This window comes from Brytella acorum (assembly GCF_029309905.1).
Taxonomy (GTDB): Bacteria; Pseudomonadota; Alphaproteobacteria; order Acetobacterales; family Acetobacteraceae; genus Brytella; species Brytella acorum.
The window spans coordinates 25,983-52,671 of record NZ_JARBJP010000002.1; the positions used below are offsets into that span (position 1 = coordinate 25,983).

26 protein-coding genes are annotated in these 26,689 nt (G+C 63.3%); 8 read left to right on the forward strand and 18 right to left on the reverse strand.

Features of this window, described 5'->3' with window-relative positions; genetic code table 11:
• Window positions 1-12: 12 nt before the first annotated feature.
• Window positions 13-1,833 (forward strand): translational GTPase TypA, encoded by a 1,821-nt coding sequence (gene typA / locus PWM43_RS03435; protein ID WP_289841190.1) that lies wholly within the window; start codon window positions 13-15, stop codon window positions 1,831-1,833.
• Between the two features lie 267 nt (window positions 1,834-2,100).
• Complete coding sequence (locus tag PWM43_RS03440) at window positions 2,101-2,427, forward strand: hypothetical protein (protein ID WP_289841191.1); 327 nt, start codon at window positions 2,101-2,103, stop codon at window positions 2,425-2,427.
• Window positions 2,428-2,562: 135 nt separating this feature from the next.
• Here PWM43_RS03440 and PWM43_RS03445 read toward each other — a convergent pair whose 3' ends face one another.
• The 3 genes from PWM43_RS03445 to PWM43_RS03455 all read right to left on the reverse strand — a co-directional run bounded on the left by PWM43_RS03445 (window position 2,563) and on the right by PWM43_RS03455 (window position 6,071).
• Window positions 2,563-3,822, reverse strand: a complete 1,260-nt coding sequence (locus PWM43_RS03445; protein WP_289841192.1) for a D-amino acid dehydrogenase — start codon at window positions 3,820-3,822, stop codon at window positions 2,563-2,565.
• Window positions 3,819-4,934: an alanine racemase gene (gene alr / locus PWM43_RS03450; RefSeq protein WP_289841193.1), complete on the reverse strand. Its 1,116-nt coding sequence runs from the start codon at window positions 4,932-4,934 to the stop codon at window positions 3,819-3,821. Before alr ends, PWM43_RS03445 begins: the two co-directional genes overlap by 4 nt.
• Before the next feature lie 78 nt (window positions 4,935-5,012).
• A complete protein-coding gene (locus PWM43_RS03455; RefSeq protein WP_289841194.1) occupies window positions 5,013-6,071 on the reverse strand; it encodes an NAD(P)/FAD-dependent oxidoreductase in 1,059 nt (352 codons plus the stop codon).
• 269 nt (window positions 6,072-6,340) lie between these two features.
• Here PWM43_RS03455 and PWM43_RS03460 point away from each other — a divergent pair, with 269 nt between their 5' ends.
• Entirely contained in the window at window positions 6,341-8,680 is a 2,340-nt protein-coding gene (locus PWM43_RS03460) for a TonB-dependent receptor (protein WP_394356039.1), read from the forward strand.
• On the opposite strand, the gene PWM43_RS03465 is transcribed toward PWM43_RS03460, so the two are convergent.
• The 4 genes from PWM43_RS03465 to PWM43_RS03480 form a co-directional block, all read right to left on the reverse strand.
• Window positions 8,674-10,032, reverse strand: coding sequence for a sodium:solute symporter family protein (locus tag PWM43_RS03465; RefSeq protein WP_289841195.1), 1,359 nt, complete (start codon window positions 10,030-10,032; stop codon window positions 8,674-8,676). The two genes, PWM43_RS03460 and PWM43_RS03465, sit on opposite strands and share 7 nt — an antisense overlap.
• Window positions 10,029-10,229 (reverse strand): DUF3311 domain-containing protein, encoded by a 201-nt coding sequence (locus tag PWM43_RS03470; protein WP_289841196.1) that lies wholly within the window; start codon window positions 10,227-10,229, stop codon window positions 10,029-10,031. Before PWM43_RS03470 ends, PWM43_RS03465 begins: the two co-directional genes overlap by 4 nt.
• A gap of 127 nt (window positions 10,230-10,356) precedes the next feature.
• Window positions 10,357-11,472, reverse strand: coding sequence for a P1 family peptidase (locus tag PWM43_RS03475; protein ID WP_289841197.1), 1,116 nt, complete (start codon window positions 11,470-11,472; stop codon window positions 10,357-10,359).
• Between the two features lies 1 nt (window position 11,473).
• On the reverse strand, window positions 11,474-12,607 hold the full coding sequence (locus tag PWM43_RS03480) for a type III PLP-dependent enzyme (protein WP_289841198.1): 1,134 nt from the start codon (window positions 12,605-12,607) through the stop codon (window positions 11,474-11,476).
• Between the two features lie 384 nt (window positions 12,608-12,991).
• Between PWM43_RS03480 and PWM43_RS03485 the strand changes: the two genes are divergently transcribed.
• On the forward strand, window positions 12,992-14,125 hold the full coding sequence (locus PWM43_RS03485) for a YihY/virulence factor BrkB family protein (RefSeq protein WP_289841199.1): 1,134 nt from the start codon (window positions 12,992-12,994) through the stop codon (window positions 14,123-14,125).
• Between the two features lie 40 nt (window positions 14,126-14,165).
• Here PWM43_RS03485 and PWM43_RS03490 read toward each other — a convergent pair whose 3' ends face one another.
• From PWM43_RS03490 to fzlA, 7 genes are all read right to left on the reverse strand, one after another.
• On the reverse strand, window positions 14,166-14,336 hold the full coding sequence (locus tag PWM43_RS03490) for a hypothetical protein (RefSeq protein WP_289841200.1): 171 nt from the start codon (window positions 14,334-14,336) through the stop codon (window positions 14,166-14,168).
• A gap of 2 nt (window positions 14,337-14,338) precedes the next feature.
• Complete coding sequence (feoB, locus tag PWM43_RS03495) at window positions 14,339-16,186, reverse strand: ferrous iron transporter B (RefSeq protein WP_289841201.1); 1,848 nt, start codon at window positions 16,184-16,186, stop codon at window positions 14,339-14,341.
• A gap of 20 nt (window positions 16,187-16,206) precedes the next feature.
• Window positions 16,207-16,446 (reverse strand): FeoA family protein, encoded by a 240-nt coding sequence (locus PWM43_RS03500; RefSeq protein WP_289841202.1) that lies wholly within the window; start codon window positions 16,444-16,446, stop codon window positions 16,207-16,209.
• Between the two features lie 123 nt (window positions 16,447-16,569).
• On the reverse strand, window positions 16,570-18,099 hold the full coding sequence (locus tag PWM43_RS03505; protein WP_289841203.1) for a GMC family oxidoreductase: 1,530 nt from the start codon (window positions 18,097-18,099) through the stop codon (window positions 16,570-16,572).
• Entirely contained in the window at window positions 18,096-18,743 is a 648-nt protein-coding gene (locus PWM43_RS03510) for a gluconate 2-dehydrogenase subunit 3 family protein (RefSeq protein WP_289841204.1), read from the reverse strand. Before PWM43_RS03510 ends, PWM43_RS03505 begins: the two co-directional genes overlap by 4 nt.
• A gap of 81 nt (window positions 18,744-18,824) precedes the next feature.
• On the reverse strand, window positions 18,825-20,000 hold the full coding sequence (locus PWM43_RS03515) for a BaiN/RdsA family NAD(P)/FAD-dependent oxidoreductase (RefSeq protein WP_289841205.1): 1,176 nt from the start codon (window positions 19,998-20,000) through the stop codon (window positions 18,825-18,827).
• A gap of 2 nt (window positions 20,001-20,002) precedes the next feature.
• Window positions 20,003-20,671: an FtsZ-binding protein FzlA gene (gene fzlA / locus PWM43_RS03520; RefSeq protein ID WP_289841206.1), complete on the reverse strand. Its 669-nt coding sequence runs from the start codon at window positions 20,669-20,671 to the stop codon at window positions 20,003-20,005.
• 109 nt (window positions 20,672-20,780) lie between these two features.
• On the opposite strand from fzlA, the gene minC reads away from it, so the two are divergent.
• The 4 genes from minC (at window position 20,781) to PWM43_RS03540 (ending at window position 23,123) form a co-directional block, all read left to right on the forward strand.
• Window positions 20,781-21,524, forward strand: coding sequence for a septum site-determining protein MinC (gene minC, locus PWM43_RS03525; RefSeq protein ID WP_289841207.1), 744 nt, complete (start codon window positions 20,781-20,783; stop codon window positions 21,522-21,524).
• A 111-nt stretch (window positions 21,525-21,635) separates the two neighbouring features.
• On the forward strand, window positions 21,636-22,451 hold the full coding sequence (gene minD / locus PWM43_RS03530; protein ID WP_289841208.1) for a septum site-determining protein MinD: 816 nt from the start codon (window positions 21,636-21,638) through the stop codon (window positions 22,449-22,451).
• On the forward strand, window positions 22,448-22,732 hold the full coding sequence (minE, locus tag PWM43_RS03535; protein WP_289841209.1) for a cell division topological specificity factor MinE: 285 nt from the start codon (window positions 22,448-22,450) through the stop codon (window positions 22,730-22,732). The genes minD and minE overlap by 4 nt, the downstream gene beginning before the upstream one ends.
• Window positions 22,644-23,123 (forward strand): YidB family protein, encoded by a 480-nt coding sequence (locus PWM43_RS03540; RefSeq protein ID WP_394356024.1) that lies wholly within the window; start codon window positions 22,644-22,646, stop codon window positions 23,121-23,123. The genes minE and PWM43_RS03540 overlap by 89 nt, the downstream gene beginning before the upstream one ends.
• 54 nt (window positions 23,124-23,177) lie before the next feature.
• On the opposite strand, the gene murA is transcribed toward PWM43_RS03540, so the two are convergent.
• The 4 genes from murA to PWM43_RS03560 all read right to left on the reverse strand — a co-directional run bounded on the left by murA (window position 23,178) and on the right by PWM43_RS03560 (window position 26,676).
• Complete coding sequence (murA, locus tag PWM43_RS03545; protein ID WP_289841211.1) at window positions 23,178-24,440, reverse strand: UDP-N-acetylglucosamine 1-carboxyvinyltransferase; 1,263 nt, start codon at window positions 24,438-24,440, stop codon at window positions 23,178-23,180.
• Window positions 24,441-24,584: 144 nt separating this feature from the next.
• The gene (gene dcd, locus PWM43_RS03550) at window positions 24,585-25,136 is read right to left on the reverse strand and encodes a dCTP deaminase (RefSeq protein WP_289841212.1); all 552 of its coding nucleotides are present in this window, start codon (window positions 25,134-25,136) and stop codon (window positions 24,585-24,587) included.
• Between the two features lie 146 nt (window positions 25,137-25,282).
• Window positions 25,283-25,480 (reverse strand): hypothetical protein, encoded by a 198-nt coding sequence (locus PWM43_RS03555; protein ID WP_289841213.1) that lies wholly within the window; start codon window positions 25,478-25,480, stop codon window positions 25,283-25,285.
• A complete protein-coding gene (locus PWM43_RS03560) occupies window positions 25,477-26,676 on the reverse strand; it encodes a glycosyltransferase family 4 protein (RefSeq protein ID WP_289841214.1) in 1,200 nt (399 codons plus the stop codon). The genes PWM43_RS03555 and PWM43_RS03560 overlap by 4 nt, the downstream gene beginning before the upstream one ends.
• Between the last annotated feature and the right edge of the window lie 13 nt (window positions 26,677-26,689).

Consider the following 26,689-nt stretch of genomic DNA (forward strand, 5'->3'; position numbering starts at 1 on the left):
AGGACCGTTTGCATGGATATCCGTAACATCGCCATTATCGCGCACGTCGATCATGGCAAGACCACCCTCGTTGACGCGCTGCTCAAGCAGTCCGGTTCGTTCCGCGAGAACCAGCATGTCGCGGATCGCGCGATGGACAGCAACGATCTCGAGCGCGAGCGCGGTATCACCATTCTGGCCAAGTGCACCTCGGTCGTCTGGAAAGACACGCGCATCAACATCATCGACACGCCGGGCCACGCCGATTTCGGCGGTGAGGTCGAGCGTATCCTGAGCATGGTGGACGGCGCGGTCATCCTCGTCGACTCCGCCGAGGGCGCACTGCCGCAGACGAAATTCGTGCTTGGCAAGGCGCTCGCACGTGGCATCCGCCCGATCGTCGTCGTCAACAAGATCGACCGTCAGGACGCCCGTCCGGACGAAGTGCACGAGGAAATCTTCGATCTTTTCGCCGCCCTTGGTGCGGACGAGGAGCAGCTCGACTTTCCGATGCTCTATGCTTCGGGCCGTCAGGGCTGGGCCGATGAGACGCTGGACGGCCCGAAGAAGGATCTGGCGCCGCTGTTCGACCTCGTCCTGCGTCATGTTCCGGCGCCGGGCCTCGATCCCGAACTGCCGTTCGGCATGGTCGCCACAATCCTCGAGAGCGACAACTTCCTGGGCCGTATCCTCACAGGTCGCATCGAGCAGGGACGCGCGCGCGTCAATATGCCGGTGCGCGTCCTGCGTCCCGATGGCAGCGTCGTGGAAACGGGGCGTCTGACCAAGCTGCTGTCGTTCCGTGGTCTGGATCGCGTGCCTGTCGAAGAGGCTGAAGCCGGCGATATCGTCGCCGTCGCCGGTCTCTCCGACGCTACCATTCCGGACACCATCGCGTCTCCGGAAGTTGCCGATCCGCTGCCCTCGACGCCGGTTGATCCGCCGACCCTCTCGATGACCTTCCGTATCAATGATGGCCCGCTCGGTGGCCGTGAAGGCAAGAAGGTCACGTCGCGTCAGATCCGTGACCGTCTCTTCAAGGAGACCGAAGGCAACGTGGCCATCAAGGTCACCGAAAGCTACGAGAGCGAAGCTTTCGAGGTCGCAGGGCGTGGTGAGCTTCAGCTCGGCGTTCTGATCGAGCAGATGCGTCGTGAAGGTTTCGAACTGACGATCGGTCGCCCGCGCGTCCTGTTCCGCGACAATCCCGAGACCGGAGAAAGCGAAGAGCCGTACGAAGAGGTTCTGGTGGACGTGGACGAGCCCTATTCGGGCGTCGTGGTCGAGAAGATGTCCATGCGCAAGGGTGTCATGCAGGACATGCGCCCGTCTGGCGGCGGCAAGGTGCGTCTGACGTTCGCAATCCCATCGCGTGGTCTGATCGGCTATCATGGCGAGTTCCTGACCGACACGCGCGGCACCGGCATCATGAACCGCATCTTCTCGGGCTACGGTCCGAACGCGGGTAAGATCGAAGGTCGCCGCAACGGCTCGCTTATCTCGGCCGAAGACGGCAACACGACCCAGTATTCGCTGTTCTCGCTTCAGGATCGCGGCACGCTGTTCGTTGATGCGGGCGAGAAGATCTACACCGGCATGATCATCGGCGAGCACTCGCGCGAGAACGATCTCGAAGTGAACGCGATCCGCGAGAAGAAGCTGACCAACATCCGCGCCGCCGGCAAGGACGAAGCGCTCCTGCTGATCCCGCCGCGCAAGATGAGCCTTGAGCAGGCGATCGCCTATATCGAGGACGATGAACTGGTCGAGGTCACGCCCTCAGCCGTTCGTATTCGCAAGCGTTATCTCGATCCGAACGAGCGCAAGAAGATGGATAAGAAGAAGGCTCACTGAGTTCTTCTTCGGTTCGTTCGAAAAGCCCCGCCTCCACGGTGGGGCTTTTTTTATGGTGGCTATATTGAGGCCACACTGCGGCAAAGCTGCGTGGAGACCTTAAATGATTTCTGCTTCGCGAAACTTTAATGCGCGACGTTAAGGTCGTTTCGTGGTATTTCTGAAAAAGACGAAATGCCGACATTATATTGTCAGTGAATGTGTGATCATGACGATGTATTTTCGTTCGTCGACCTCATAATTCCAGAAGTTTTCGGAGTGTTCCCGATGCTGTTCCCCAATCGCCGTCTGCTCGCCGCTGCTGCGACACTGACCCTTTTCGCTGCGGCTCCCGCGTTCGCACAGACGGAGCCCGGCGTTCCGACGACGGCGAATCCCGCCGCCGCTCCGGCTCAGGCCACAACCCCGGCCCAGACGGAAGCTTCCCCGACGGCTCCGGCTCCTGGTGCTGCTCCGGAACATGCGACGTCGAGCATGTCGTCGGATGAGACAGGTCACAAGAAAAAGCACCATAAGAAGCATAAGTCGCACAAGAAGCATGAGAAAAAGGCTGACGACGCGGAAAAGACCGACCCGTCGGGCGACAGCAAGTAAAATTGCGGGCTTCTCGCATTTTGCGAGATCCGAACAGAAAACGGGGCCTCTAAGGCCCCGTTTTTTTTGTCTGGTTCCCTGACGGAATGGATTAAAGTGAAGGCTGAACTGTTCCGTCAGCCCTCCCCCCGAGAATCAGTCGTTGTAGCGGTCGAGCGAAAGATCAAGCGCGGGAATGTCGGTGCGACGGCCACTGATGCGATCGGCAAGAAGTTTTCCCGAGCCGCAGGCCATCGTCCAGCCCAGCGTGCCATGACCGGTATTGAGCCACAGATTGCCATACCGCCCTGATGGTCCGACGATGGGCGTGCCATCAGGCGTGCAGGGCCGCAGACCGGTCCAGTAGCGTGCCTTCGTGAGGTCGGCTCCGCCGAACATCTCGGAAAATGACAGTTCCAGCGTTTCTCTGCGGTCCGGGCTGAGGCGCAGACGCCAGCCGGTCAGCTCCGCCGTACCGCCAATGCGGATGCGGTCTCCGAGGCGCGTGATGGCCACCTTGTAGGTTTCATCATTGACCGTCGAAACCGGCGCGCGCTTTTCGTCGGTCAGCGGAGCCGTCAATGAATAGCCCTTCACGGGATAGATCGGCAGTTCCAGCTCGATCGGCTTGAGCATGCGCGGGGAATAGCTCCCCAGAGCCAGCACGTAGGCGTCAGCCGTCAGGCGACCTTCGCTCGTGCGCACGCCATAGATGTTTTCGGCGGCTGCCTCAACGGCCTCGATCTGTGTGCGGAAGCGGAATTTCACGCCTTTTGCCGCCGCCATCTCGGCGAGACGACAGGTGAAGAGGAAGCAGTCGCCCGCCTCATCGCCTGGAAGGCGAAGGCCGCCCGCCAGCCGTCCTCGTGCCGCTGTCAGGCCCGGCTCGTATTTCAGAATACCATCGACGTCGAGCAGTTCGTAGGGAACATCACTTTCAGCCAGGAGACGCATGTCCTCATGCGCGGCGGCAACCTGCTTTTCCGTCCGGAAAAGCTGGATCAAGCCTTTCTGACTGCCGTCATACTCGATGCCCGTCTGCGCACGCAGGGCTGTCAGGCAATCGCGGCTATACTCCGCGATGCGCAGCATGCGGCCCTTGTTGACGTCATAGGCATGCGACGAGCAGTTTTCCAGCAGCCGCGTCATGAAGCGGATCATCGGCACGCTGACATAAGCCGGGCGCACGACGAGCGGGCTGTGTTTGCTCATCAGCCACTTCATGGCCTTCAGCGGCAATCCCGGCATCGCCCAGGGGGTCGAATAGCCCGGGGAAACCTGTCCTGCGTTCGCGTAGGAAGTTTCGAGTGCCACGCCGGGCTGGCGGTCGATGACTTCGACCTCGTGGCCCTGCTCGGCCAGGTACCAAGCCGTGGTGACGCCGATGACTCCGGCGCCCAGAACAATGACTTTCATTTCACTTTCTCGATGTAATCGCGGTGATAGCGGTGACTCAGTCCGGTCAGCAGTTCGTAGCCGATCATATCCAGATCTCTGGCTACCGCATCGAGCGGACGAAGAGGGCCGATGAACTCGAAGGCGGTTCCAGGTGCAAGCGGCAGATCGCCCAGCGCGGTGATATCCAGCGCGAGGCAGTCCATCGATACGCGACCGATGACCGGAAGCAGGATGTCCGGCTTTTCGGGTAATATGGCAAAAGTCCTGCCACCGGCGGCGCGGGGCACGCCGTCCGCGTAGCCGGCCGCGAGGGTCGCGATTCGCGATGGGCGGCTGGCCACGAACCGGGCGCTGTATCCGACCGCCGCACCGGTTTCGATACTTCGTTCCTGAATCATGCGCAGCTGTAAGGTGACGACCGGCAGCATGGGAGAGGGGGCGCCGGGCGTCGGGTTCCCGCCATAAAGGGCGTAACCCGGTCGTACGAGGTCGAAATGGTAATCGGGACCCAGAAAAATTCCGCTGGAGGCGGCGAGGCTTGAAAGGGGCGCCGGAACGGCTTTTCGGCGGGCAAGGAATGTTTCCCGCTGGCTGCGGTTCTGACCGTGCTGAGGCTCATCAGCGCAGGCCAGGTGGCTCATGACCAGCTGAATATCGAGTGCTTCGAGGTCATCCCCGGCGTCCGTGAGGGCCCGATCATCCAGTCCGAAGCGATACATTCCGGAATCGATCTGAATGACGCATGGTGAGCGCGAGCCGGTTCTGCGAGACAATGCGGCCCAATGAGCGATCTGTTCCGGACTGTTGAGAACCGGCGTGATGCCAGCCGCCTTCAAGTCCGCCTCGCATCCCTGAAAAGGACCATTCAGCTGAAAGACCTGCGCATCGGCTGCGACCAGCGGCCTGAGCGCGATCGCTTCATCGACGGTGGCCACGAAGAAATGACGGCATCCCGCTTCGTAGAGAACAGGGGCGACGCGTGCGACCCCGAGACCATAGGCATCGGCCTTGACGGCCGCGCCTACGCGGGTTCGGTCGCCGACCTTTCCGCGGAGCCGTCGGTAGTTCCCATCGATCGCGCCCAGATCGATGGTCAGCCATCCTCCGGCACCGGAGTGGGTGAGATTCATGGGCGGTGTGGCGTTCGTATCATTGTCGGGGACAATAGGCTGAAGCGCGTGGCGTCTCAACCCGTTCTGCGGCTGTATTCAAGGTTGCCCCGGCGTGCCCTTGCTCGTCGAATATTCGAAATGGAGCGCGGTGTCCGGATGAACAATTGGATAGATGGCGTGCGCCGCCATCGCGCCCTCTGCGAAACCCTGAAGAATGAGCTTCAGCTTGCCGGGATACGAGGCGACATCGCCGATGGCGAATACGCCCGGAAGAGACGTCTCCAGCGATGAAGGCGTAACGGGGATCTGGCTGCGCGTCGTGTCGAGATTCCAGGCCGCGATCGGGCCGAGATCGGTCGACAGACCATAAAACGGAAGCAGCGTGTCGGCCTCGAGAACGCGGACCTGCCCGTCGAGTGTTGCGACTTCCACGCCGCGCAGGACGCCGGCTTCGCCCTGAAGGCCATGCAACTGGTAGGGCACGACCTTCTCGATGCGACCTTCGGTGACGAAGGCTTCGATGCGCGAGAGCGTCTCCGGAGCGCCTCGAAAACGATCCCGACGATGCAGGAGGAAGACCTTCTCCGCAATTTCGGCGAGAGACAGAGCCCAGTCCAGCGCCGAATCGCCGCCACCTGCGACGACGATGCGACGTCCCGCGAAATCACTTCGACGACGCACGTAATATTGTATCGCGCCGCTTTGTTCAAAAGCTTCCAGACCGTCCAGCGGGGGACGGTTCGGGCCGAAGGCACCCGCTCCGGCGGCCACGATTACGGCCTTGGCGTGGATGACGGTCCCGGTGCTGGTCGTCAGGGTGAAGTCTCCACGCCGTCCAGAAAGCTTTTCGACGCGCTGACTGAGCACACGAGGGACGTTGAACGGCGCGATCTGCGCTTCGAGGGAGTCTATGAGCGCCCCGGCTGGAATCGCGGGGTGCGCCGGGATGTCATAGATCGGCTTCTCCGGATACAGCGCGGCGCACTGTCCTCCGACAGCGTCAAGCGCATCGATCAGGACCGATGAAAGCTTGAGCATCCCGCATTCGAACGCCGCGAAAAGCCCCGTCGGACCCGCTCCGATGATAGCGACGTCCACGATTTTCGGGGAGTTGGCGGGAGCGGCGGAAGGATCGGCGAGAGAGAGCGCGGACATGGGGTTTCCTCGACACGGGGCGATGCGGCTAACGCGGACAGGTCCGGGTGCTAGCAGAAAGCGCGTGCCGAGCGAAGCTGCCAGATAATGACGCAGGTCATACCGGGCCGCTTCCTCTGTGGCGCGAAAGACACGAGATGACATCAAATCATCCATGCATGTGATAATAAGTCGCATATAAAAGGTCATCTGCATTGCGACTTCCTCGCATTTGAAGGAGAAAGAGCGCCGAAATTGTTTCAGGAGTGCCGAACGTGAAATCCCGTCTGATGACGTGTGTGAGTCCGATGTCGCTGGCTGCGGGGATGACCCTGGTATGCACGGCGGCCCATGCCCAGTCGTCGGTGCAGCCGATCGACCAGACGGGTGCGAATGCGCCGCCCTCGACGAAAAAGACGCAGGCGGGTTCCCACGCCCAAGGCACCAGCGACAGCACGTTCGATGACGAAGGCGGCGAACACGTCAAGGTCGTCGGCCATACAATGAATATTCTCAACGAGCCGATCGGTATCGGTCGCATGCCGCAGGATGTCATGCACACGCCGCAGACGGTCAACGTCGTGCCGAAACTGTTGCTCGAACAGCAGAACGTGAAGTCTCTGGACGAAGCCCTGCGCAACGTCCCGGGAATCACGGCATCCGTCGGCGAGGGGGAAGGCGGCATGGCCGGAGACCAGTTCCTGATCCGCGGTTTCCAGGCCCAGAATGATATTTACGAGGACGGATTGCGCGATTTCGGCGTCTATGCGCGCGACAGTTTCGACTATGACCGTGTTTCGGTGATCAAGGGGCCGTCATCGGAGATCTTCGGAAACGGCACGACGGGCGGTGCGATCAACATCACGACGAAGGTCGCCCATCTCGGAGACAGCTACAACGCCAATTTCTCCGGTGGCTCGGGTCAGTATTATCGGGGCACGCTCGATTTCAACAAGCAGATCGGCGACGGCATCGCCATCCGTATCGCGGGGATGGGCAACGAGAACAACGTCGTCGGTCGCAACAACATCTTCTCGCATCACTGGGGCATCGCGCCGTCCATCAGTTTCGGGCTTGGCAAAAAGACCACCTTCACGCTCGAATATTTTCACCAGACCGATAATCGCATCCCGGATTATGGCGTGCCGGTCATCACCAGGCCCGGAACGAAAATAGGGCGTCCGGCGACCGAATACGGCCTGAACCGGAACAACTGGTATGGCACGACCTACGATCAGGACGATTCCGACGTCGATATGCTGACCGGACGTCTCAAATCCGAGATCAATCAATACATCACCTTATATGACGACCTGCGGGGCGGCATGTACAGCCGGTATTTCTCGGCATCGCAGCCGGGATGCGATGCCACCTGCACGGCGAATTTCTTCAACAATCCTTCGGCGGCCATGATCAACCGTCGCGGTCATCTCGGCGGCCCCGAGCCTTATCAGCAGGATGACTGGTCCGTGCAGAACGTGTTTTCAGGTGTCGGCCGTTTCAGGACGGGCGGCATTCGACACGAGATGATCGCAGGCGTGGACGTCGAGCACGTTTATGACCGCCGGACGAACTATGCCTATAATTTCAACGGGCAGAACGGGACGAAGGCGGACATGACCAGCATGATCAACCCGTCCGCCGTCCAGCCGGGCCTGCTTCTTGGCGGATATGGTCAGTATCCCAACAATCTTGTTCGTGTGGCCGGTGTGGGAAATCCACTCCACAAAACGGGAGACGCGACCGATGTGGGGGCATTCTTTTCCGAGCAGATGTGGCTCATTCCCGAATTTTCCGTCAAGGCCGGTTTCCGCTGGGATCACTGGAACAGCCATTACAGCGCCACCGAAGGCGCGGTGGCGGCGCCGACGCGTCTGTCCGCCCAGCAGGATACGTTCAATCCGACCGTCAGCCTGATGTATACGCCCATGCGTGACACGATGGTTTATTTCAACTGGGCCGAGGCGACGACGCCCATGGGGCTGTATGTCACCAACAGCACCGAACCCCTGAGATCCTCGACGGCGGGCTTCAAGCCCGAGCGCAGCCGCCTTTACGAATTCGGCGTGAAGCAGCAGTTCTTCAACCAGCGCGTCGGCGTGACGGCGGCAGCCTTCCGGCTTGAGAAGGGTAACGCCATGATCACCGATCCGGGCACCAGCACGGTGACCTCGTCCAGCGACCAGCAGCGCAATCAGGGCGTCGAACTCAGCGCGTCCGGCGAAATCCTCAAGAACTGGACAGTGATCGCGACCTACGCGTACTACAATTCCGAGACGACCTATTCGGCCACCGTCGCCAACCGGGGCAAGCAGCTTCAATACGTGCCGAAGAACTCGGCCACCATCTGGTCCACCTACACGATCGCCCCCAAAAAGCCGTGGAACCTCATGTTCGGCGGCGGTCTGACATGGCGCGAGGGCGTCTGGCTGGATCAGGCCAACACGGCCCGCGTTCCCGCCAATGTCGATTTCAGCGCCGTGATTTCCCACAACATCACGCAGCACTGGCGCCTCGCGCTGAACGGCTACAACCTCGCGAACCGTCTGAACTACAGCAATCTGTTCTCCGATCGCGCCACGCCTGCCGTGGGGCGCACGTTCATGGGCAGCATCGCCCTCAGCTATTGATGTGCCTGACCGCGGCGTTTCACGAGAACCGCCGCGGATAACAGCAGCGCTGGCAGGGCTGGATTGATCCCGCCGATAGGCGCGTCCGTCATACGAAGCGCCAGTCCCAATGCCAGCCCGGCCACGATGCTGATGCCAGCGCGGCGGGCGCTCGTCCGATGGCCGGTGGCGATCGCGATGAGGCCCGGCAGAAGCGGCGCCATCCCCAGATAAAACAGTGTGTTGAGTTGGGTGAGCAGCGCGTCAAGCGGACGGGCGGCGAGGGACGCGGCGGCGAGATAGGCGGCCATGACCACGCGGCCCCAGCGCTTCTGCCGCGCGTCATCCAGATGTGGCGCGAGATTGCGTGCCACCAGGGCCGCGATGGCCAGGGCGATGCCGGACAGCACCACGAGCGCCGAGAGGCCCACCCCCGCGATCACCAGTCCGAACCCCCATGATGGCAACAGGTGTCCGGCTGTCGCCAGAAAAGCCGCATCCGGTCGCGCGGCCAGTGGCGGATGGGCGATGGCGAAGCCCGCGATCATCATCAGCAGGGGAAACAGCACCATGTAGAGCGGCATCAGCCATTGGGCGCGCATAAGCGCCTCGGGGCTTCGCGCGGCGAACACGCCCGCGACCGTCGGGGGCGAGAGGCAGAAGCCGACCGCCTGGACGATGACGGTGCTCAGCAGAAACGCGTCGCCACGGATCGTCGGATGCGGTGCGAGCGTCTGCGCCATCGACATTGTCGCATGAACGGGCCACGCTTTGAGCGCGGTTATGGCCAGCGACGCGATGGCGCCGAGAACGAGAATGTCTTTCAGGGCGCTGACGCGGGCCGGAGCCCGCAAGCCCGCAAATCCGGATGCGGCCAGAACGAATACGGCCGCCGCCACGCAGGCGATGTCCGCCCCTGCTGGCGTTGAGGGAAAAAGAAAGGCCGCCGCGTGCCGCAGCCCGATGAACTGCGAGGCTCCGAGCGGAATCAGGATCCATACAAGCAGGATGGCGACGCCGCGTTCAAGTTTTGCGCTCCCGAAATGATCCAGAAACAGGTCCGGGATCGTCGCGGCTCCACTGCGGGCACCCGCCTGCCAGAGGCGGGGATAGAGAACGAAACCGATCGGGAAGGCCAGGAGGATATAACCGACGAACCAGAAGGCGAGCGTCGAACCCTTGGCGACGATCCCGCCGGGAAAGCCGAGAAGCGAGCCGATGCTGTACGTTTCGCCAACGGCGAGAAGAAAATAGAGCGGCGTTGCCAGACGCCCTCCGGCTGCGAAAAAATCGCGACTGCTGTGCGTGCGTGTCCCGGCGGAGAAAGCGAGAACGAGCGCAAGCGCCGCGACCATGACGACGGTCGCGATCATGGGGACGGGCGTTCCGCATCCGCCGTGCATCCGGATCGGCGCCATGCGAATAGCAGGCAGAGGCTCGTCAGGGGGATGCATCCGAGCATCCACCATACGGCCAATGGCAGGCCCCACCACGTTATTGCCGAGCGCTCCAGAAACAGCAGCGGGATGAAATAAAGCCCGAAAGGCAGGATGATCAGGATGTTCGTCATGCGGGGAGCGGGAGCCTCCATGTATGGCAGGCGGGATTTGGCGTGGGAGTCCCGCGCGAAAGAGCGCACCCTACTTCAGGGCGCGTCCAAGTCCGACATCCCGATCCGGTGAGCGATCGGGATGATCTCAGTCCTTCAGCATGGACCAGCTTTGACCTGCCATTCCCGCAGGCATCCGCGCCTCGTACACCCCGCGCGCGATCGAGCGCGCCAGCACGTCCGCCGCGATCGCTCCGATGCGCGCGACGAGCAGCGCGCGCGGTCCCGCGGGCAGGGGGCGGCGGCCCGTCGAGAGTGCGAAAACGGTATCGCCGTCAAAAGGGGAATGGACCGGACGAATCGCGCGGGCGAGCCCATCCTGGGCCATCATCGCTACGCGGCGACACTCGTCGGGGTCGAGAGCGGCGTCCGTCGCCACACAGGCTAGCGTCGTGTTGGCGCGCGGCGAGGGATTGATCTTGGCATCGCCCCAGTCTTCCGTATCGACCGTGACGCGGGCCGCGCCGAGGCCACCAAATTCGCGATCGATCTCGAACGGCGCCGCCCAGAACCGGTTGGTGCCGGGCACTGTGACGCTCCCAAGACTGTTGCATGCGACGATCGCGCCGACAGTGATCCCGTCATGGGAGACGAAGGACGCGCTGCCGATGCCTCCCTTGAGCGTGCCGGCCGTGGCGCCATAACCCGCGCCGGCCGTTCCGAGCGCAAAGCGCGCGCGGACATCGTGCAGCGCCGCGACGCCGAGCGCGCGATAGGGCGGCATCGTGCCCCAGCGTTTGTCGCCGCCATTGGCGAGATCATAGAGAATGGCCGAGGGAACGATGGGAGAGACGGGCACCCCAGCCGCCGTGCCGAGCGCAAAACCGCGTCCCTGCGCGCCGAGAACGGCGGCAACGCCGTCCGACGCGGCCAGCCCGTAAACGGAGCCTCCCGACAGCACGATGGCGTCGACGCTGCGGACGAGATTCCAGGGTGTAAGCGCGTCGGTTTCCCGGGTGCCGGGACCGCCGCCGCGCACGTCGACGGCGCATGTGACGCGTCTGTCAGGCAGGAGGACGGTCACGCCCGTACGGACGCGTTCGTCCTGGGCCTGCCCGATCTGAAGCCCGTCCACATCGGTGATGAGATTGAGCGGGCCGGACGTCCCGTGTTTCGTCGTCGCGGCGAAAGCCGGGCCAACGCTCAGGAAGGCGGGCGCCGATAGAAAAAGTCGGCGGCGCGAGAGACCGCGCGCCGCCTTCATCTCAGATGTAATGCTCGGAGAGCGGCGCAAAGCCGTTGAATCCCGTCGAGCAATAGGTCGAGACGTAAGCGCCGGTCGTCAGCAACTCGATGCGTTCGCCGGATTTCAGCGCAAGCGGGAGTTCGACGCGACGCTTTTCGTACATGATGTCCACACCGTCGCAGCTCGGCCCGGCGACGATGGTTTCGCCCGTGGGCTCGCCATCGTGGTCGGTGCGGAACGTGTAGCGGATGGCCTCGCCTTCCGTCTCGGCCAGACCGCTGAAGCGACCGATGTCGAGATAGACCCAGCGCGGATCGGTTTCCTTGCCGCCGCGACGGCTGACGAGCACGACTTCCGTCGAAACGACACCCGCTTCCGCGACGAGGTAGCGGCCCGGCTCGACCAGCATCTGCGGCAGGTCGTTGCCGAAGTGGCGGGTCATGGCCTGACCGATAGCAAGGCCGAAATCGTCGATATCCGGCACGTCGCTGTTGTAACGGACGGGGAAGCCGCCACCGAGATTGACCATGCGCACGTCGATCCCGTCATTCTTGAGATCGGTGTGGAGCATGGCGACGCGGGCGATGGCCGCCTCATAGGCATCCGTCTGCGTCTGCTGGCTGCCGACGTGGAAGGAGAGGCCGTACGGATCGAGGCCGAGGTCGCGCGCCATGAGCATCAGTTCGTGGGCGTGCTTGAGCGTCGTGCCGAACTTGCGCGACAGCGGCCAGTCCGCGCCCGCGTTCTCGACGGCGAGGCGGCAGAAGACGCGTGCGCCCGGCGCGTGGTCGGCGAGCTTGTAAAGCTCTTCGACGCTGTCGAAGACGAACAGGTCGATGCCGAGCGCGAAGGCTTCGCGAATGGACGACACTTTCTTGACGGTGTTGCCGAACGAAATGCGGTCCGGCGTGGCGCCCGCGGCGACGCACTGGCGGATCTCGCCGATCGAGGCCGCGTCGAACGAGGAACCGAGCGAGACGAGGCGCTCAAGGATCTGCGGCGCGGGATTCGCCTTGACGGCGTAATAGATGTGCGCGAGCGGGAGCGCGTCGCTGAGCGCCGCATAGCGGGCCGCAACGTGATCCACGTCGACGACGAGGCACGGGGTCGCCGGCTGCTGCTCGGCGAGATAACGGGCGATTTTCGGAGTCATGTGTGCTCCTCCCGATAGCCGGTCCCAGCGGGAGCGGCATGTTGCGAAACGGTCGAACGGACCGGCGATCAAAACGTGGATGCATCGCTGCGCTCAAAGACAGACATGTCCCGGAACGCACTGGGGCAACCCGATTGCCAGAACGCTTGACGTCGTTGCGTAACCTACAGAGGGCCAGTGGCACGTGCGTTGCTGCGTGGGCGGCGATATGAGGCTAAAATTCCCTCGTTGCAACAGCATTTTTGGCATCTGGGGAAGATTTCATATTTCTTTTCCGTTATTGCGGAAAAGAGAGTTCCTTTCATGGAACGTATGAGCGGCTCGCATGTAAAGAGGAGGGCGCTCATCCGCCACCGTTCTCGAATATCCATGAGGAGTTCCCGTTTGATCGATGCTTCGCGCCAGACAAGCCACGCCGGCGAATCCCTTCCCGACGGACGGGACGAGACCGTGCAACTGTCCGGCGGGCGCGTCGATGCCCACGACACGCGGAGCGAAGGGTGGGATGAACCGGGTACCGGAGCTCTCTCGCCCCTCAGGATGCCATGGTCAGGCTGGAAACTGATCGTTCGGCAGACGATTTTCGAACTGGGCTCGAGCCAGTGCTCGCTGGCCGCCGGGGGATGTGCGTTTTTCTCGACGCTTTCGCTTTTCCCCGCGCTCAGCACGCTCATTTCGCTTTACGGCCTGGTGTTCGATGTCCAGTCCGTCGAACCGCAGCTTGAAGTCATGCGGCGGTTGCTGCCCTACGGCGCGTATACCCTTATCGGCACCCAGATCCACAGCCTGGTGACGCAGCCGCATTCATCGCTGACGATCGGGCTGATCTTTTCTTTCGCCGTCGCCCTCTGGTCAGCTTCGGCCGCGACGAAATCCGTCCTGATGGCGCTGAATATCGCTTATGACGTCACGGAAAAACGCGGCTTTTTCGCCTTCCAGTTCATGGCGCTCGCGACGACGTTCAGCGGCGCGCTCGGAGCCGGGCTGACCCTGGCGGTGATGGTGGCGCTGCCCGCGCTCGTTCACATCCTGCCCATGTATTTCGGGTTCAGTCATCTGCCATATCCGCTGGACTTCTTCATGGATTACGGCACGAGCGCCCTGATCAAATGGGGCTCAACCGTGCTGGTGCTGTTCTTCGTCTTCATGGCCCTGACCATGCTGTACCGCTTCGGTCCATGCCGACCCGCCGTGGCCTGGCGCTGGGTGATGCCCGGCTCCATTCTCTCCACGCTGCTCTGGGTGCTCAGTTCAAAAATCTTCTCGTTCTACGTGGCGCATTACGGTGGCTACAACGCGACCTACGGACCTCTGGGCACGGTGGCGGCCATGATGATGTGGATGTTCGTCAGCGCCTATGTCGTCCTGCTGGGCGCGGAGCTGAACGCGGGAATCGAGGATCGGGTGGTGGGACGCAAGCCGAAACTCTCGGCGGAGGCTGTCGAGGTCATGGGCGAGCAGCGGCGCGTCGCGGAAGAAGTGCTGCGCAATGCGGCAGCGCCTTCGGCGACGCCCTGATCGAAAAGACGTCGCGGGTCAGTGGCCTCCTGCTCGGACGTCAGTGGCATCCGCCGCCCTTGCATCCACCGCATGTGCCGCAGCCTCCCTTGCCGCCGCCTTGCGCTTTCGGACCGATCGCGGGGCGCAGACGCGATGTGGGGAGGAGTTTGCGTCCCCAGTAGAGGGCGCAGACGGCCACGATCGCAATGACGAGCAATGTTTCGGCCATAATCATCCTCCTCCGAGAAGACGCGCGACGTGGTAAGTCACGAAAGCTGCCCCGTAAGCCAGGGCAAACAGATATGTGGCGGTGCCAGCGACGAATTTCCAGGAGTTGGTCTCCCGCCGGATGACCGCCAGGGTGGACAGGCACTGCGGCGCATAGACGTACCACGCCAGAAGCGAGAGCGCCGTTGCAAGACTCCACTGCGCCGAGAGGAGCGGCGTCAACTGCCCCGCGGCGTCGTCGCCTGTCGCGCCGAGCGCGTAAACCGTGGCCAGGGCGCTGACCGCGACCTCGCGCGCGGCGAGGCCGGGGATCAGGGAGACGCAGATCTGCCAGTTGAATCCGATCGGCGCGAAGACAGGCTGCATCCAGTGTCCGATCCGCCCTGCCAGACTCCAGTCGATGGCGGCCCCGGTTGTCCCGGCGGGGGGGGCGGGGAAACTCGACAGCGCCCAGAGCAGCACGTTGAGTGTCACGATGATCGTTCCGACGCGCGACAGGAAGATGGTCGCGCGCTGCCATAGACCCATGGCGAGGTTGCGAAGGGACGGTACGCGATAGGCAGGCAGTTCAAGCAGCAGCGGGTGTTCCGCAGAGGCGGTGCCCCGGGTCATGACGCGGGCAACGATCAGCCCGCTCAGAATGGCCACGGCATAGAGACCGAAAAGGACGAGCCCCTGAAGCCCCAGGACGCCCAACACGGTGCGCTGGGGGATGAACGCGCCAATGAGCAGGGTGTAGACTGGCAGGCGCGCGGAGCAGGTCATCAGCGGCGCGACGAGGATGGTCACCAGACGGTCGCGCGGGTTCTGGATCGTGCGGGCTGCCATGATGCCGGGAATGGCGCAGGCGAAGCTCGACAGCAGCGGAATGAACGACCGGCCGCTCAGCCCGGCGGCGGCCATGATGCGATCGAGCAGGAAGGCGGCGCGGGGCAGGTAGCCGGATTCCTCGAGCGCCAGAATCCACAGGAAAAGAATCAGGATCTGCGGGAGATAGACGATGACGGTGCCAGCCCCGGCGATTACGCCGTCAACGAGCAGGCTTCGCAGCATGCTGTCCGGCAGAAGCGAGCCGACCAGAACGCCCAGATGCGCGACACCGGACTCGAGACTGTCCATGATGGGCTGCGCCCATGAGAATACGGTCTGGAACATCACGAACAGCACGATGAGCAGGATCAGCGGGCCGATGACGGGGTGCAGGAACCAGTGATCGAGGCGGTCGGCCAGGGTCGCCTCCCGCAGATCCTCGCTCGATACGAAAGCCGCCAGGATACGGCGCACCTCGACATGCGCGTCCGCGCCTTCCGGCAGCGGCGGCGGCGGGGCGGGAAGGGGAGCGTCCAGTGCCTCGAGAACTCGCGCCGCCCCGCCGGTTCGAACGCTGATGGCCGGGATGACCGGAACGCCCAGCTCGTGCGCCAGTCCTTTGATGTCGATCGTCATGCCGCGCCGTTCCGCCTCGTCCATCATGTTCAGGACGAGGATCATCGGAACGCCGAGCTGCCGGATTTCGAGAACGAAGCGCAGATGCAGACGCAGATTCGTGGCGTCCGCGACGCAGATCAGCAGTTGCGGACGCGGTTCGCTGGAGTGTTCACCGAGACAGACGGCGCGCGTCACGTCTTCGTCCGGGCTCGTGGCCTGCAGACTGTAGGCGCCCGGAAGGTCGAGCAGGCGAACGGGATGCCCCCCCGGAGTCACGAGCCTTCCTTCCTTACGCTCCACCGTGACGCCCGCGTAGTTCGCCACCTTCTGGCGGCTGCCGGTCAACTGGTTGAAGAGCGCTGTCTTGCCGCAATTGGGATTTCCCACCAGCGCGGCGTAGAGCGTCGTGACACTTGCATCCATAAAACGAGTTGGCCCCAAACCTAGCTGGCCCCCCGCAGATGAACGCGCGCGGCTTCTTCGCGCCGCAGCGCGAAGCGGGTGCTGCCGATCCGGACGGCGATGGGATTTCCCCCCATCGGTCCGATGGCGATCACCTGCACCGGCTCGCCGGACACGAAGCCAAGCTCGACCAGCCGCTTCATGATCGGGTCGGAAACCCCCTGGGGTTCAACGCGGTCGATAATCGCTGTCTCGCCTCTGGGAAGGGTATTCAGATACATCGGCGCGACGTTCCTGTATTTAAAGTTAAGAACGCGTCTTAATATCTCCCCGTCGTGCTGTCCATGTTTTACAGGATGCGCGCGGATTAACGTTTCGCGAGAACGGCTCCTTATCGGGGAAGATCACGCCGTCGCCATGGCCAGCATATGCTCCGCCATGCGCAGACCGAGCGCCATGATGGCCAGGGCCGGATTGGCGGAAGTTGCGCTGGGAAAGATCGAGTGATCGCAGATCCACAGGTTTCCGACATCGAAGCTTCGACCGAACGGATCGACGACCGCATGATCCGGGTCGTCGCCCATGCGGCATGTGCCGATCATGTGCGCGTCGCGTGACACGGACCAGATGTCGGTGGCCCCGGCCGCTTCCAGGATGGCCGTCATGGTGGCGATCGCATGAGCGCAGAGCGCGTCCTCGTTCGGCCCGTGGCTGAAGGTGATCAAAGGTTTCGGCACGCCCGCCATGCCGGGTTCGTCGGACAGTACGACGCGGTTGTCGGAGTGGGGCAGGCATTCGCCATGGGCGCCGAGGCCCACGACATGATTATAGTGTCCCAGATACTCCGTGAGGGCCTGTCCCCACAGGCCGCGACCGCGCGCGACGAGCGTGCCCCATGTGACCGGCATCATGCCCAGAGACTGGATCAGATAGCCGCCCGCGAAACGGGCATCGGCGGGACGGATCATATCCTCGGTGATGGCGAGCGAGGGATAGCCCTTGTTCGGGCGCGTCTCGCCGGGAAGCGTGCCCCAGACCTGAGGCGAGGGATGCGCCATGTAGTTGCGCCCGACCTGTTCCGAGCTGTTGGCCAATCCGGTATGGAGCAGGAGGCGGGCCGTTTCGACCGCCCCGGCCGCGAGGACCAGAAGGCGGCATTTCTGGCGGTAATCGACGCCATCGTGCCGATAGACGACGGCGCAGACATGTCCGTGCGCATCGGTTTCGATGCCATGGACGAAGCAGCCGGGACGGATGTCCGCTCCGTCAGCCTCGGCACGGCGCAGGAACGTGTTGTCCACGCCGGATTTCGCGCCATTGCGACAGCCCTGATGACAGGCGCCACAACTGACGCAGGCTTCGCGTTCGGCCGTCGCACGCGTCAGCAACCCGGCAGGACCGTCCGAGGCCCGGATGCCCAGGGCCTCGCATCCTCTCAGCATGGCTTCGCAGGCCGCGTTGCGCGGCGGCGGTGGGGAGGAAAAACGGCGTTCGGGCTCCCAGATATAAGAATCAGGGCCGGATGTGCCGATCTCTCTCTCCACCTGCATCATGTAAGGGAGCAGCGTCTCGCGGCTGATCGGCCAGTCGATCCCCCGGCCCGTCTCCGAAAAAAGCTGGAAGTCGCGAGCATCGATACGCGGCAGAAAGGCGCCGTAATGGAGCATCGAGCCGCCCACGCCGGTTCCGCTGTTATTGCCGCCGAAAGCCTGGGGCGTATGACCGCCGGACAGGCGCTCTTCCTGCCAGTAGAATTCGCTGGCGATGATTTCGTCGGGTGTGAACTGGCGTGAATCGAAGCGGGGTCCGGCTTCCAGCGCGACCACCTTCAAGCCGGCGCGCGCAAGCTGGGCCAGAACCGGAGCGCCCCCCGCGCCGGTCCCGACGACCACCGCATCGACGATGTCGTCGTCTTCGTATCGTGCGCCCTTCACGCTTGCGGCTCCCATGCGTCGCGCTGATCCGTTCCGATGCGCGAGAAACCCTGAATGATGTCATCGCCGCCGGTCGCGATGGCGGAGATTCCGAAAGCGGCCTGAGTGGCCGGATAGGACATGAAGATCTGGACGGCATCGGCACGCAGGTCGCTGAACCATGCCCGCATCTGATCGGCGTTCAGCGGCCCGTCGGATGGCAGGCCCGGCACGATCTGCGCCAGCAGGGCATCGAGGGCATCGTTCGGCAGCGTCTCAAGCGCGTTGCCATGCTGCCGTCGTGCGGCGCCATCGAGCGTTTCGAGCGCCAGTTCGTAGGCTCGCTTATCGGGCGGCAGAATCGCAAACCGCCAGCCATCCCCACCGCTGCCGAGCCGCAGCGCGATGCGGGCCGCGAGATCGATGGCCGCCGTTCCGAAAACCCGTTCCTGCGGAAGAACGCGCGACACGACGCACCGCAACTGCTCCAGAAGGACAGGCGACAGGACATGCCCGACCGCTACCACGTCTGGTGTCGCCATCCGCTGGCGCATGATGGTCCGTGTGCGCGCCGAGACATGGTCGGAATCGAGAAGGGCGAGAAACGCCTCGGAAACTTCGGGTTCCTCGGGCGGTTTTGCGGGACTGCCAGAGCGACACGTCATGCTGTGCGTCCTTCATGTTCGTTGTATCGGCACCGATGCCACGGCGTATGACGCGGGGTGCGAGGCGTTCGTCCGAGGGTGTCAGAAGCTGGCTGCGGCGAGACCCGCGGCGCGGCCGCTGGCCCATGCCCATTGAAAATTATAGCCACCCAGCCATCCGGTGACGTCGACGGCCTCGCCGATCGCGTAAAGACCCGGCACATCGCGCGCCTCCATGGTCTGGGACGAAAGCGCCGCCGTATCGATTCCGCCTCTCATGACTTCCGCCTTGAGGTAACCTTCGGTTCCCGAGATCTCGGGGGTCCAAGCGCGCAGACGGTCCGCGAGTTCCGTAATCTGACGGTCCGGGACGTTGGCGAGGGTCGTGGCGGTCTCACCGAACGTCTCGTTCGCCCAGTGACGCGCCAGTCGTTGGGGAAAGACGGACAGCAGGGAGGCGGGCTCGGCGCGCGGACGGGCTTTTTTCTGCGCGAGCAGACTCTGACGGGCGTCCGCTCCGGGCATGAGGTCGAGCGTCAGCGGGGCGCCGTCATGCCGTCGATACGATGAAATCTGAAGAATGGCCGGGCCGGAGAGGCCGCGATGAGTGAAGATCATGCCATCGCTGAAGGCGGTTTTGCCGATGCGCGCCGTGACGAGCAATGAAACGCCTGCCAGCTCCGACAGCGGCGCGCTCAATGTGAGGGGGACCAGAGCCGGGGCTGTTTCGATCACGCCCAGACCGAATTGCCGCGCCAGACGCAGGGAGAGATCGGTCGCCCCCAGCTTGGGGATCGACAGGCCGCCCGTGGCCAGAATCAGACGTCGCGAAGCGATATCGCCATGGTTGGTGGACGTGATGAAATGATCTCCGCGTTCGACATGACGGATCTCGTGGGACAGCGCGATCGTAACGCCACTCGTCCGGCATTCGGAAAGCAGCATGTCCACGATCAGGCGCGCCGATTCGTCACAGAAGAGCTGTCCGGGCGATTTTTCGTGCCAGGCGATCCGGTGCCGCTCGACGAGCGCGAGGAAATCGCGCGGCGTATAACGTGCCAGCGCGGAGCGGGCGAAGTGACGGTTCGCGGAGAGAAAATTCTCGGGTTTCGTATCGAGATTGGTGAAGTTGCATCGCCCGCCACCGGAAATCAGGATTTTCTTCCCGGCTTCGGGCGCATGATCGATCAGAATGGTGGCGCCGCCGCGAGAGGCCGCGGCGGCGGCGGCCATCATTCCAGCGGCCCCGGCCCCCAGAACGGCGATATCGTAGATCATCTTCAGAAATCGAGATCGGCGTAATGGTCCGGCGGCGCGAAGCCGGTGATGCGATCGCCGAGCAGGCTGCGAAAGCTGGGGCGCGACTTCACGCGCGCATACCAGTCCTTGGCCGCCGGAGATTTCTTCCAGTCGATATCCCCGATGAAGTCGAGGCAGGACAGGTGGGCGGCCGCTGCGAAATCGGCGACGGACAGGCTGGGACCGGCCAGCCAGGCCCGCGTTTCGGCAAGCCAGCCGATGTAATCGAGGTGGAAGCGCATATTCGCGTAACCGGCCCGCAGCGCCTGTCCGTCCGGAAGACCACGACCCGACAGGCGCTTGTCTACCTTTTCACCCAGCAGGTTGCGCGTGACTTCGGCTGCGAATTTTTCGTTGAACCATGCCACGAGTCGCCGAACCTCGACGCGATCGCGCAATGTCCGGCCCATCAGGGGAGTGTCGGGATAGGCCTCTTCGAGATACTCGCAGATGACGCCCGCATTGGGGATCACCATGCCGTTCTCCTCGGTGAGGACGGGGACATCACCGGCCGGGTTCATGGCCAGAAAGTCGTCGCGCCTTTCCCATACGCGCTCGGTCTTGAGTTCGCAGGGCAGACGTTTCTCACCCAGGACAAGACGCACCTGACGGCTTTGCGGGGAGAGTGGCAGATGGTACAGCATACGCATGCGCCTATTCTATGGTACGTCCCGGATCGCCAACAAGGTGCCATCGTGCACGGAGCGGCGGCATTCGGGTCCGCGCCGCCTTTCTTTCCGTGTGAGGCTCTGATCGTCCATGCCGTCCTCGACATCATCCAGCCCGGCGATGCCGGACGATGGCGCGTCCGCGCCGCTACGCATCAGGGCCCGTGGCCGGTCCTTTCTGGCTCTCGTCCTTTCTCCCGAGCGGCCCCTCGCGCGCTGGGTCGAGGCGCTCGATGAACAGATCGCCCGGTCCGCCGGCTTTTTCGCGGGCAAGCCCGTCATTCTCGATCTCGCGCTTCTCGATCGTAGCGATGAAGGGCTCGAAGGCCTTCAGGAGAAGCTCGTCGAGCGCGGCGTGCAGATCGTCGGCATCGAAGGGGCGGCGCGCGACTGGCCCGCACTGTCGGGATGGACGTGGCCCGGAAGCCTCGAGGGCGGCCGCGCGAGTGGTGCTGTCGATATTCCCGAAGAAGCGGTCGGACGAAGCGGCGAGGCCGTATCGACGGGGCGGAGCCTGATCGTGACCGAGGCAGTGCGATCGGGGCAGAGCGTGCGCAATCTCGAGGGAGATCTTGTGGTCATAGGGTCTGTCGCATCGGGCGCCGAAATCGTCGCGGCGGGATCGATCCATGTGTATGGGGCGTTGCGGGGCCGTGCGGTCGCCGGTGTCGGAGGGCGCGCGGATGCGCGGATCTTCGCAAGACGCATGGACGCGGAGCTTCTGGCCATTGACGGCTACTACATGACGGCTGAGGAAATGGGGGGCGAACTGACCGGACAGTCGGCCCAGGCCATGCTCGCCGAGGAGCGGATTATCGTGCGCTCGGTTGGGTGAAACGCGGCTTCCGGGTGATTGCCCATTGCGGAGCGTTGAGAATAATCCGTAAGATGAGGGACATAGTTCCGTAATTTCGGAACGCGATCTTTTGGGAAGTCTGGAGCGCACATGGCGAAGGTGCTGGTTGTCACGTCCGGTAAGGGCGGCGTCGGCAAAACCACATCAACGGCGGCACTTGGTGCGGCCCTGGCAAAAACCGGTCAGAACGTTGTCGTTGTTGATTTTGACGTGGGTCTGCGGAACCTCGATCTTGTTATGGGGGCCGAGCGCCGGGTGGTGTTCGACCTCATCAACGTCATCCAGGGCGACGCCAAGCTGGCGCAGGCCCTCATCCGCGACAAGCGCTGCGAGACGCTGTCGATCCTTCCGGCGTCCCAGACGCGTGACAAAGATGCGCTCACCGCCGAAGGTGTGGCGCAGGTCATGGAGGAGCTGCGCGAGAAGTTCGACTGGATCCTGTGTGACAGTCCGGCGGGCATCGAGCGTGGCGCCCAGCTCGCGATGCATCACGCGGACATGGCCGTCGTCGTCACGAACCCGGAGGTCAGCTCCGTTCGTGACAGCGACCGGATCATCGGCATGCTGGACAGCACGACCGTCAAAGCCAAGAACGGCGAGAAGATGGAGAAATTCCTTCTTCTGACGCGGTATGATCCGGCGCGCGCCGCGCGGGGCGAGATGCTCAGCACGGAGGACGTGCTTGAGATTCTCTCCATTCCGCTGATCGGCATTATCCCCGAGAGTGAGGAAGTGCTTCGCGCGTCCAATGTGGGCGCGCCCGTTACTCTTTCCAATCCCGAGTCGGCCCCCTCGCGCGCCTATCTCGACGCGGCGCGTCGTCTCATGGGCGAGAAGCTCGAAATCCAGGTGCCCGTCGAGCGCAAGGGCCTGTTCGACTGGCTGTTCAAGAAGAGGGTCGCATGAGCTTCCTCGGCAACCTTTTCGGCAAGCGCGCCACCAGTGGTGTCGCGCGTGACCGCCTCCAGATCCTGCTTGCGCATGAGCGCGCGATTGGCGGGGGCGATTCCGATCTGATCGCCAAGTTGCATCGGGAGATTCTCGAGGTGATCAAACGTCATATGTCGATCGATAACGACAAGGTCACGGTCAAGCTGGATGGCTCTGGCAAAGGCTGCTCGGTGCTCGAAATCGATATCGAAGTTCCGACCCCGGAGCAGACCGCCGAAATGCGGCGTCTGGCCTGACCAACCTGTTTCTTGGAGAAGGACAACGGTTTTGAGCGGCTTTTTTGGTAATCTGATTGGCCAGGCGCTTGGCGCACTGGGCAGCGAAGGACAGCAGAAGCTCGGGGCGAGCTTTCAGGAGTTTCTCTCCGGTGGCGGGCTGCAGACGCTGCTGGCGCAGGCGAAGAGCGCCGGGCTCGACGACAAGATCCGCTCGTGGATCGGGACGGGTGAAAATCTGCCGATCTCGGCGGATCAGGTCCGCAGTCTACTCTCCGACGCACAGGTTCAGGCTCTCGTCGCCCGGACCGGACTGCCCGCGGCTGTCGTGCTGCCGGCCATCGCCGAACTTCTGCCGCATGCCGTGGATCAGCATACACCCGACGGCCAGGTTCCGACGACAACCGCCTGACGACCGTTCCGACCCGGCGGTCCATGTTCGGGCCGCCGGGTCATAGGGAGACGTTCAGTCTCCCACGCGCTCGATACGGGCGCCCACCGCCGCGAGTTTGCTGTCCACGCCTTCGTAGCCACGATCGAGATGGTAGATACGGCTCAGCACCGTCTCGCCTTCCGCGACGAGGGCCGCCAGAATCAGCGAGAACGAGGCACGCAGGTCGGTCGCCATGACCGGCGCGCCGGATAGCTTCCGCACGCCGCGAATGATCGCCGAGGAACCGTGGACATTGATCCGCGCGCCCATGCGGCTGAGTTCCGGGACATGCATGAAGCGGTTCTCGAAGATCGTCTCCGTGATCATCGATGCCCCTTCGGCGACGGATAGTAGCGCCATGAACTGCGCCTGCATGTCCGTCGGGAAGCCAGGATAGGGCTCGGTCATGATGTCGATGCCCCGCAACGGCCCGGTTCGACGGACACGAATCGCATCTTCTTCACCAATCACCTCGACACCCGCTTCCTCAAGGGCGCGGACAACCGCGCCGAGATCGCTGATGCGTCCGCCGACCAGACGCAGGTCTCCGCCGGTGATGCCCGCGGCGCAGGCATAGGTGCCGCACTCGATCCGATCGGCCATGATCCTGTGATGGGCGCCATGAAGGGCGTCGACGCCGTCGATGACCAGGGTGCCGGTGCCGGCGCCCGTGATGCGTGCGCCCATCGCGTTGAGGCAGACCACCAGATCGCCGATCTCGGGTTCGCGGGCGGCGTTGATGATTTCAGTGCGCCCCCTGGCCAGCGTCGCGGCCATGACGAGATTTTCGGTCGCGCCGACAGAGGCGAACGGCAGCACGATTCGGTCGCCCTTCAGGCCGCCCGGCGCTGACGCATTGATATAACCGCCCTCCAGACGGATATCCGCGCCAAGCGCTTCGAGACCCTTGAGATGCATGTCGACGGGGCGCGTTCCGATGGCGCAGCCGCCCGGAAGGGATACGCGCGCCTCATGCGCGCGGGCGAGGAGCGGACCGAGCACGAGGATCGATGCCCGCATCTTCGAGACGATATCGTAGGGCGCTTCGACCGACGCAATATCGCCGCCGATGGAGAGCGTCCGGGTGCTGCCGTCGACCGGATCGACCGCGATTCCATGCTGGACGAGCAGATCCTTCATCGTCGCGATGTCGGCGATCTGCGGCACGTTGGACAGCACGAGGCGTTCTGAAGTCAGAAGCCCTGCGACCATAAGCTTCAGCCCGGCGTTCTTGGCGCCCCCGATGGCGATTTCGCCCTCGAGACGCTGACCGCCATGAATGATGAAACGATCCAAGGGCTCAACTCCTGAGGCAAGGCGGGGAAATGTGCTGGCGTCATTTCGCGACGGGCACTGTTCGTCAAGAGCTATGGGGGAAAGATTGCGGAATTATGACGTTTTCCGCTCTCGCGCGATGTTTCGTCGAAATTTTCGGGGCGATCAGAGGCGCGGTGTGGTGACGCCGCGCTGGCCCATATATTTCCCGGCCCGATCCGCGTAGCTCACCTCGCAGGGCGACGTCCCCTGGAAGAAGAGAAACTGGCAGATGCCTTCATTGGCGTAGATGCGGGCTGGCAGTTTCGTCGTGTTGCTGATCTCGATGGTCACCTGGCCTTCCCATTCCGGCTCCAGCGGGGTCACGTTCACGATAATGCCGCAGCGCGCATAGGTGGATTTTCCGAGGCATACCACCAGCGTATCGCGCGGAATGCGGAAATATTCGACGGTATGCGCCAAAGCGAAGGAGTTTGGCGGAATGGTGATGTCGCCATGTCGGGTGACGAAGCTGTTTTCCGCGAAATTCTTGGGATCGACGACCGCGTTATCGACGTCCGTGAAGATTTTGAAATCCGCTCCGACACGGGCGTCATAACCGTAGGACGACAGTCCGTACGAGATGACCCCTTCGCGCTTCTGGGACTCCACGAAGGGCTCGATCATGCCATGTTCGAGCGCCATGCGGCGAATCCAGCTATCGGGCATGACGGACATTGGGCAGTCTCCTGAAAAACGCATCGGGTCGCCGGTCTGCTGATAGCGGCTGAGGCGGAGACGCGCAATTTCAGAAGCGCGTTTCCGGCCCGTGTTGAGGAGATGCCCGTGTTGAAGAGATGCCGGTGTTCAGGGGATGCCTGTCTTCAGGGGATGGCGCCGTCTTCCTGATCTTCAGGCGCTTTGACCGTGCGGTCACGTACCTGCTGTTTGCGCTTGCGCAGATTGGCGCGCAGGGCTGCGGCTTCACGGCCCCGTCGCGCCTCGAGTTCGGCCTGCGCCTTGGCCTTGATGGCAGGCTGGGGCTTGCCCGGCTTCACCGGGCGTTCTGGCTGTTCAGTCATGCAGGGAGAGCCTCCGTCATGGCTTGGAATGTCGGGGAGAGTTGCGTTCCGAGAAGTTCATCATAGACGCGGAGTGTCGCGGTCTGCATGTCCGACGTTCTGTAGCGGGCGAGAACGTGATCACGCGCGGTTTCAGCGAGCAGGGCCAGCGCATCGGGGGGCGTGGACAGCACGCCAAGTACGGCTTCAGCCAGGGCGGGAGCATCGTTGGCCGGGATCAGAAGCCCCGTCCGGTCGGGCAGGATGGTTTCCACGCTGCCGCCAATCGCCGTCGCGATGACGGGGCGCCCCATGGCCTGGGCTTCGACCGCGATGCGTCCGAAGGGCTCGGGGCGCAGGGAGGGGGCTACGACGACATCGGCCAGCGCGTAGGCGGCGGCCATGTCCTGGCAGTGGCCTGCGAAGCGCAGGTTGGCCGCGATTCCGCGTCTGGCGGCCAGAGCGCAGAGTTCGCGGACATAACGATCTTCAGGGTCGGCCGGTCCCACGAAAATGCATGCCCATGGCTGGGGCAGGGTCGAGGCCAGAAGGCTGAGAGCTTCGATCGTCACCATGTGGCCCTTCCAGCGCGTCAGGCGTCCGGGAAGCATGATCGTGCGGGCGCCTTCCGGAATGGCCCACGCGTCCACAAGGGTCTGAATCCGTTGGCCGGTGACGCGGGTCGGATCGAAACGCGCGACGTCCGCGCCGCGCGGAATCAGACGCAGACGTTCGGGGGGGACGTGATAGTCCTGCGACAGGCGTTCGGCGATGAAGGCGCTTGTCGCGATGACGCGGTCACCACGCGCCAGAATGGCGTTGTAATGGCGTTTCCCGGCCCAGTTCGCGTTGTGCAGTCCGTGCCATGTCGTCACGAAGGGCAGGCTCGCAGCCCGACACGCGCGTGAGGCCGCCCATGCCGGGGCGCGCGACCGGGCATGAACGAGATCGATGTTTTCGCGCGCGATCAGGCCGGACAGTCGGCGGCCGTTCCGCCAGATGGCGAGCGGTGATTTGCCTGCGAGATCGATCGTGACGTGTTCGGCGCCGATCCGCTCGAGACTGTCCACGAGAGGGCCGCCTGCACTGGCGACGATGGCCCGGCCACCGGCGGCGATGACGGCTTCCGCCATCTCCAGTGTCCCACGTTCCACGCCGCCGGCCTTCAGGGCCGGGAGGACCTGAAGAATGGCGGGGTGGCGGGAAGAGGAGACCATGAGGTGGCGTATA

Bases quoted from the DNA above. Each gene is read 5' to 3' on its own strand.
- minE (WP_289841209.1), top strand. From the start codon at position 22,448: ATGAGCTTCCTCGGCAACCTTTTCGGCAAGCGCGCCACCAGTGGTGTC.
- PWM43_RS03500 (WP_289841202.1), bottom strand. From the start codon at position 16,446: ATGTATCTGAATACCCTTCCCAGAGGCGAGACAGCGATTATCGACCGC.
- PWM43_RS03510 (WP_289841204.1), bottom strand. From the start codon at position 18,743: ATGACGTGTCGCTCTGGCAGTCCCGCAAAACCGCCCGAGGAACCCGAA.
- PWM43_RS03540 (WP_394356024.1), top strand. From the start codon at position 22,644: ATGGCTCTGGCAAAGGCTGCTCGGTGCTCGAAATCGATATCGAAGTTC.
- PWM43_RS03440 (WP_289841191.1), top strand. From the start codon at position 2,101: ATGCTGTTCCCCAATCGCCGTCTGCTCGCCGCTGCTGCGACACTGACC.
- PWM43_RS03475 (WP_289841197.1), bottom strand. From the start codon at position 11,472: ATGAAGGCGGCGCGCGGTCTCTCGCGCCGCCGACTTTTTCTATCGGCG.
- fzlA (WP_289841206.1), bottom strand. From the start codon at position 20,671: ATGCGTATGCTGTACCATCTGCCACTCTCCCCGCAAAGCCGTCAGGTG.
- minC (WP_289841207.1), top strand. From the start codon at position 20,781: ATGCCGTCCTCGACATCATCCAGCCCGGCGATGCCGGACGATGGCGCG.
- PWM43_RS03445 (WP_289841192.1), bottom strand. From the start codon at position 3,822: ATGAAAGTCATTGTTCTGGGCGCCGGAGTCATCGGCGTCACCACGGCT.
- PWM43_RS03465 (WP_289841195.1), bottom strand. From the start codon at position 10,032: ATGATCGCGACCGTCGTCATGGTCGCGGCGCTTGCGCTCGTTCTCGCT.
- typA (WP_289841190.1), top strand. From the start codon at position 13: ATGGATATCCGTAACATCGCCATTATCGCGCACGTCGATCATGGCAAG.
- PWM43_RS03470 (WP_289841196.1), bottom strand. From the start codon at position 10,229: ATGACGAACATCCTGATCATCCTGCCTTTCGGGCTTTATTTCATCCCG.
- PWM43_RS03455 (WP_289841194.1), bottom strand. From the start codon at position 6,071: ATGTCCGCGCTCTCTCTCGCCGATCCTTCCGCCGCTCCCGCCAACTCC.
- alr (WP_289841193.1), bottom strand. From the start codon at position 4,934: ATGAATCTCACCCACTCCGGTGCCGGAGGATGGCTGACCATCGATCTG.
- PWM43_RS03460 (WP_394356039.1), top strand. From the start codon at position 6,341: ATGACGTGTGTGAGTCCGATGTCGCTGGCTGCGGGGATGACCCTGGTA.
- PWM43_RS03515 (WP_289841205.1), bottom strand. From the start codon at position 20,000: ATGATCTACGATATCGCCGTTCTGGGGGCCGGGGCCGCTGGAATGATG.
- PWM43_RS03555 (WP_289841213.1), bottom strand. From the start codon at position 25,480: ATGACTGAACAGCCAGAACGCCCGGTGAAGCCGGGCAAGCCCCAGCCT.
- PWM43_RS03490 (WP_289841200.1), bottom strand. From the start codon at position 14,336: ATGGCCGAAACATTGCTCGTCATTGCGATCGTGGCCGTCTGCGCCCTC.
- feoB (WP_289841201.1), bottom strand. From the start codon at position 16,186: ATGGATGCAAGTGTCACGACGCTCTACGCCGCGCTGGTGGGAAATCCC.
- PWM43_RS03560 (WP_289841214.1), bottom strand. From the start codon at position 26,676: ATGGTCTCCTCTTCCCGCCACCCCGCCATTCTTCAGGTCCTCCCGGCC.
- PWM43_RS03480 (WP_289841198.1), bottom strand. From the start codon at position 12,607: ATGACTCCGAAAATCGCCCGTTATCTCGCCGAGCAGCAGCCGGCGACC.
- minD (WP_289841208.1), top strand. From the start codon at position 21,636: ATGGCGAAGGTGCTGGTTGTCACGTCCGGTAAGGGCGGCGTCGGCAAA.
- dcd (WP_289841212.1), bottom strand. From the start codon at position 25,136: ATGTCCGTCATGCCCGATAGCTGGATTCGCCGCATGGCGCTCGAACAT.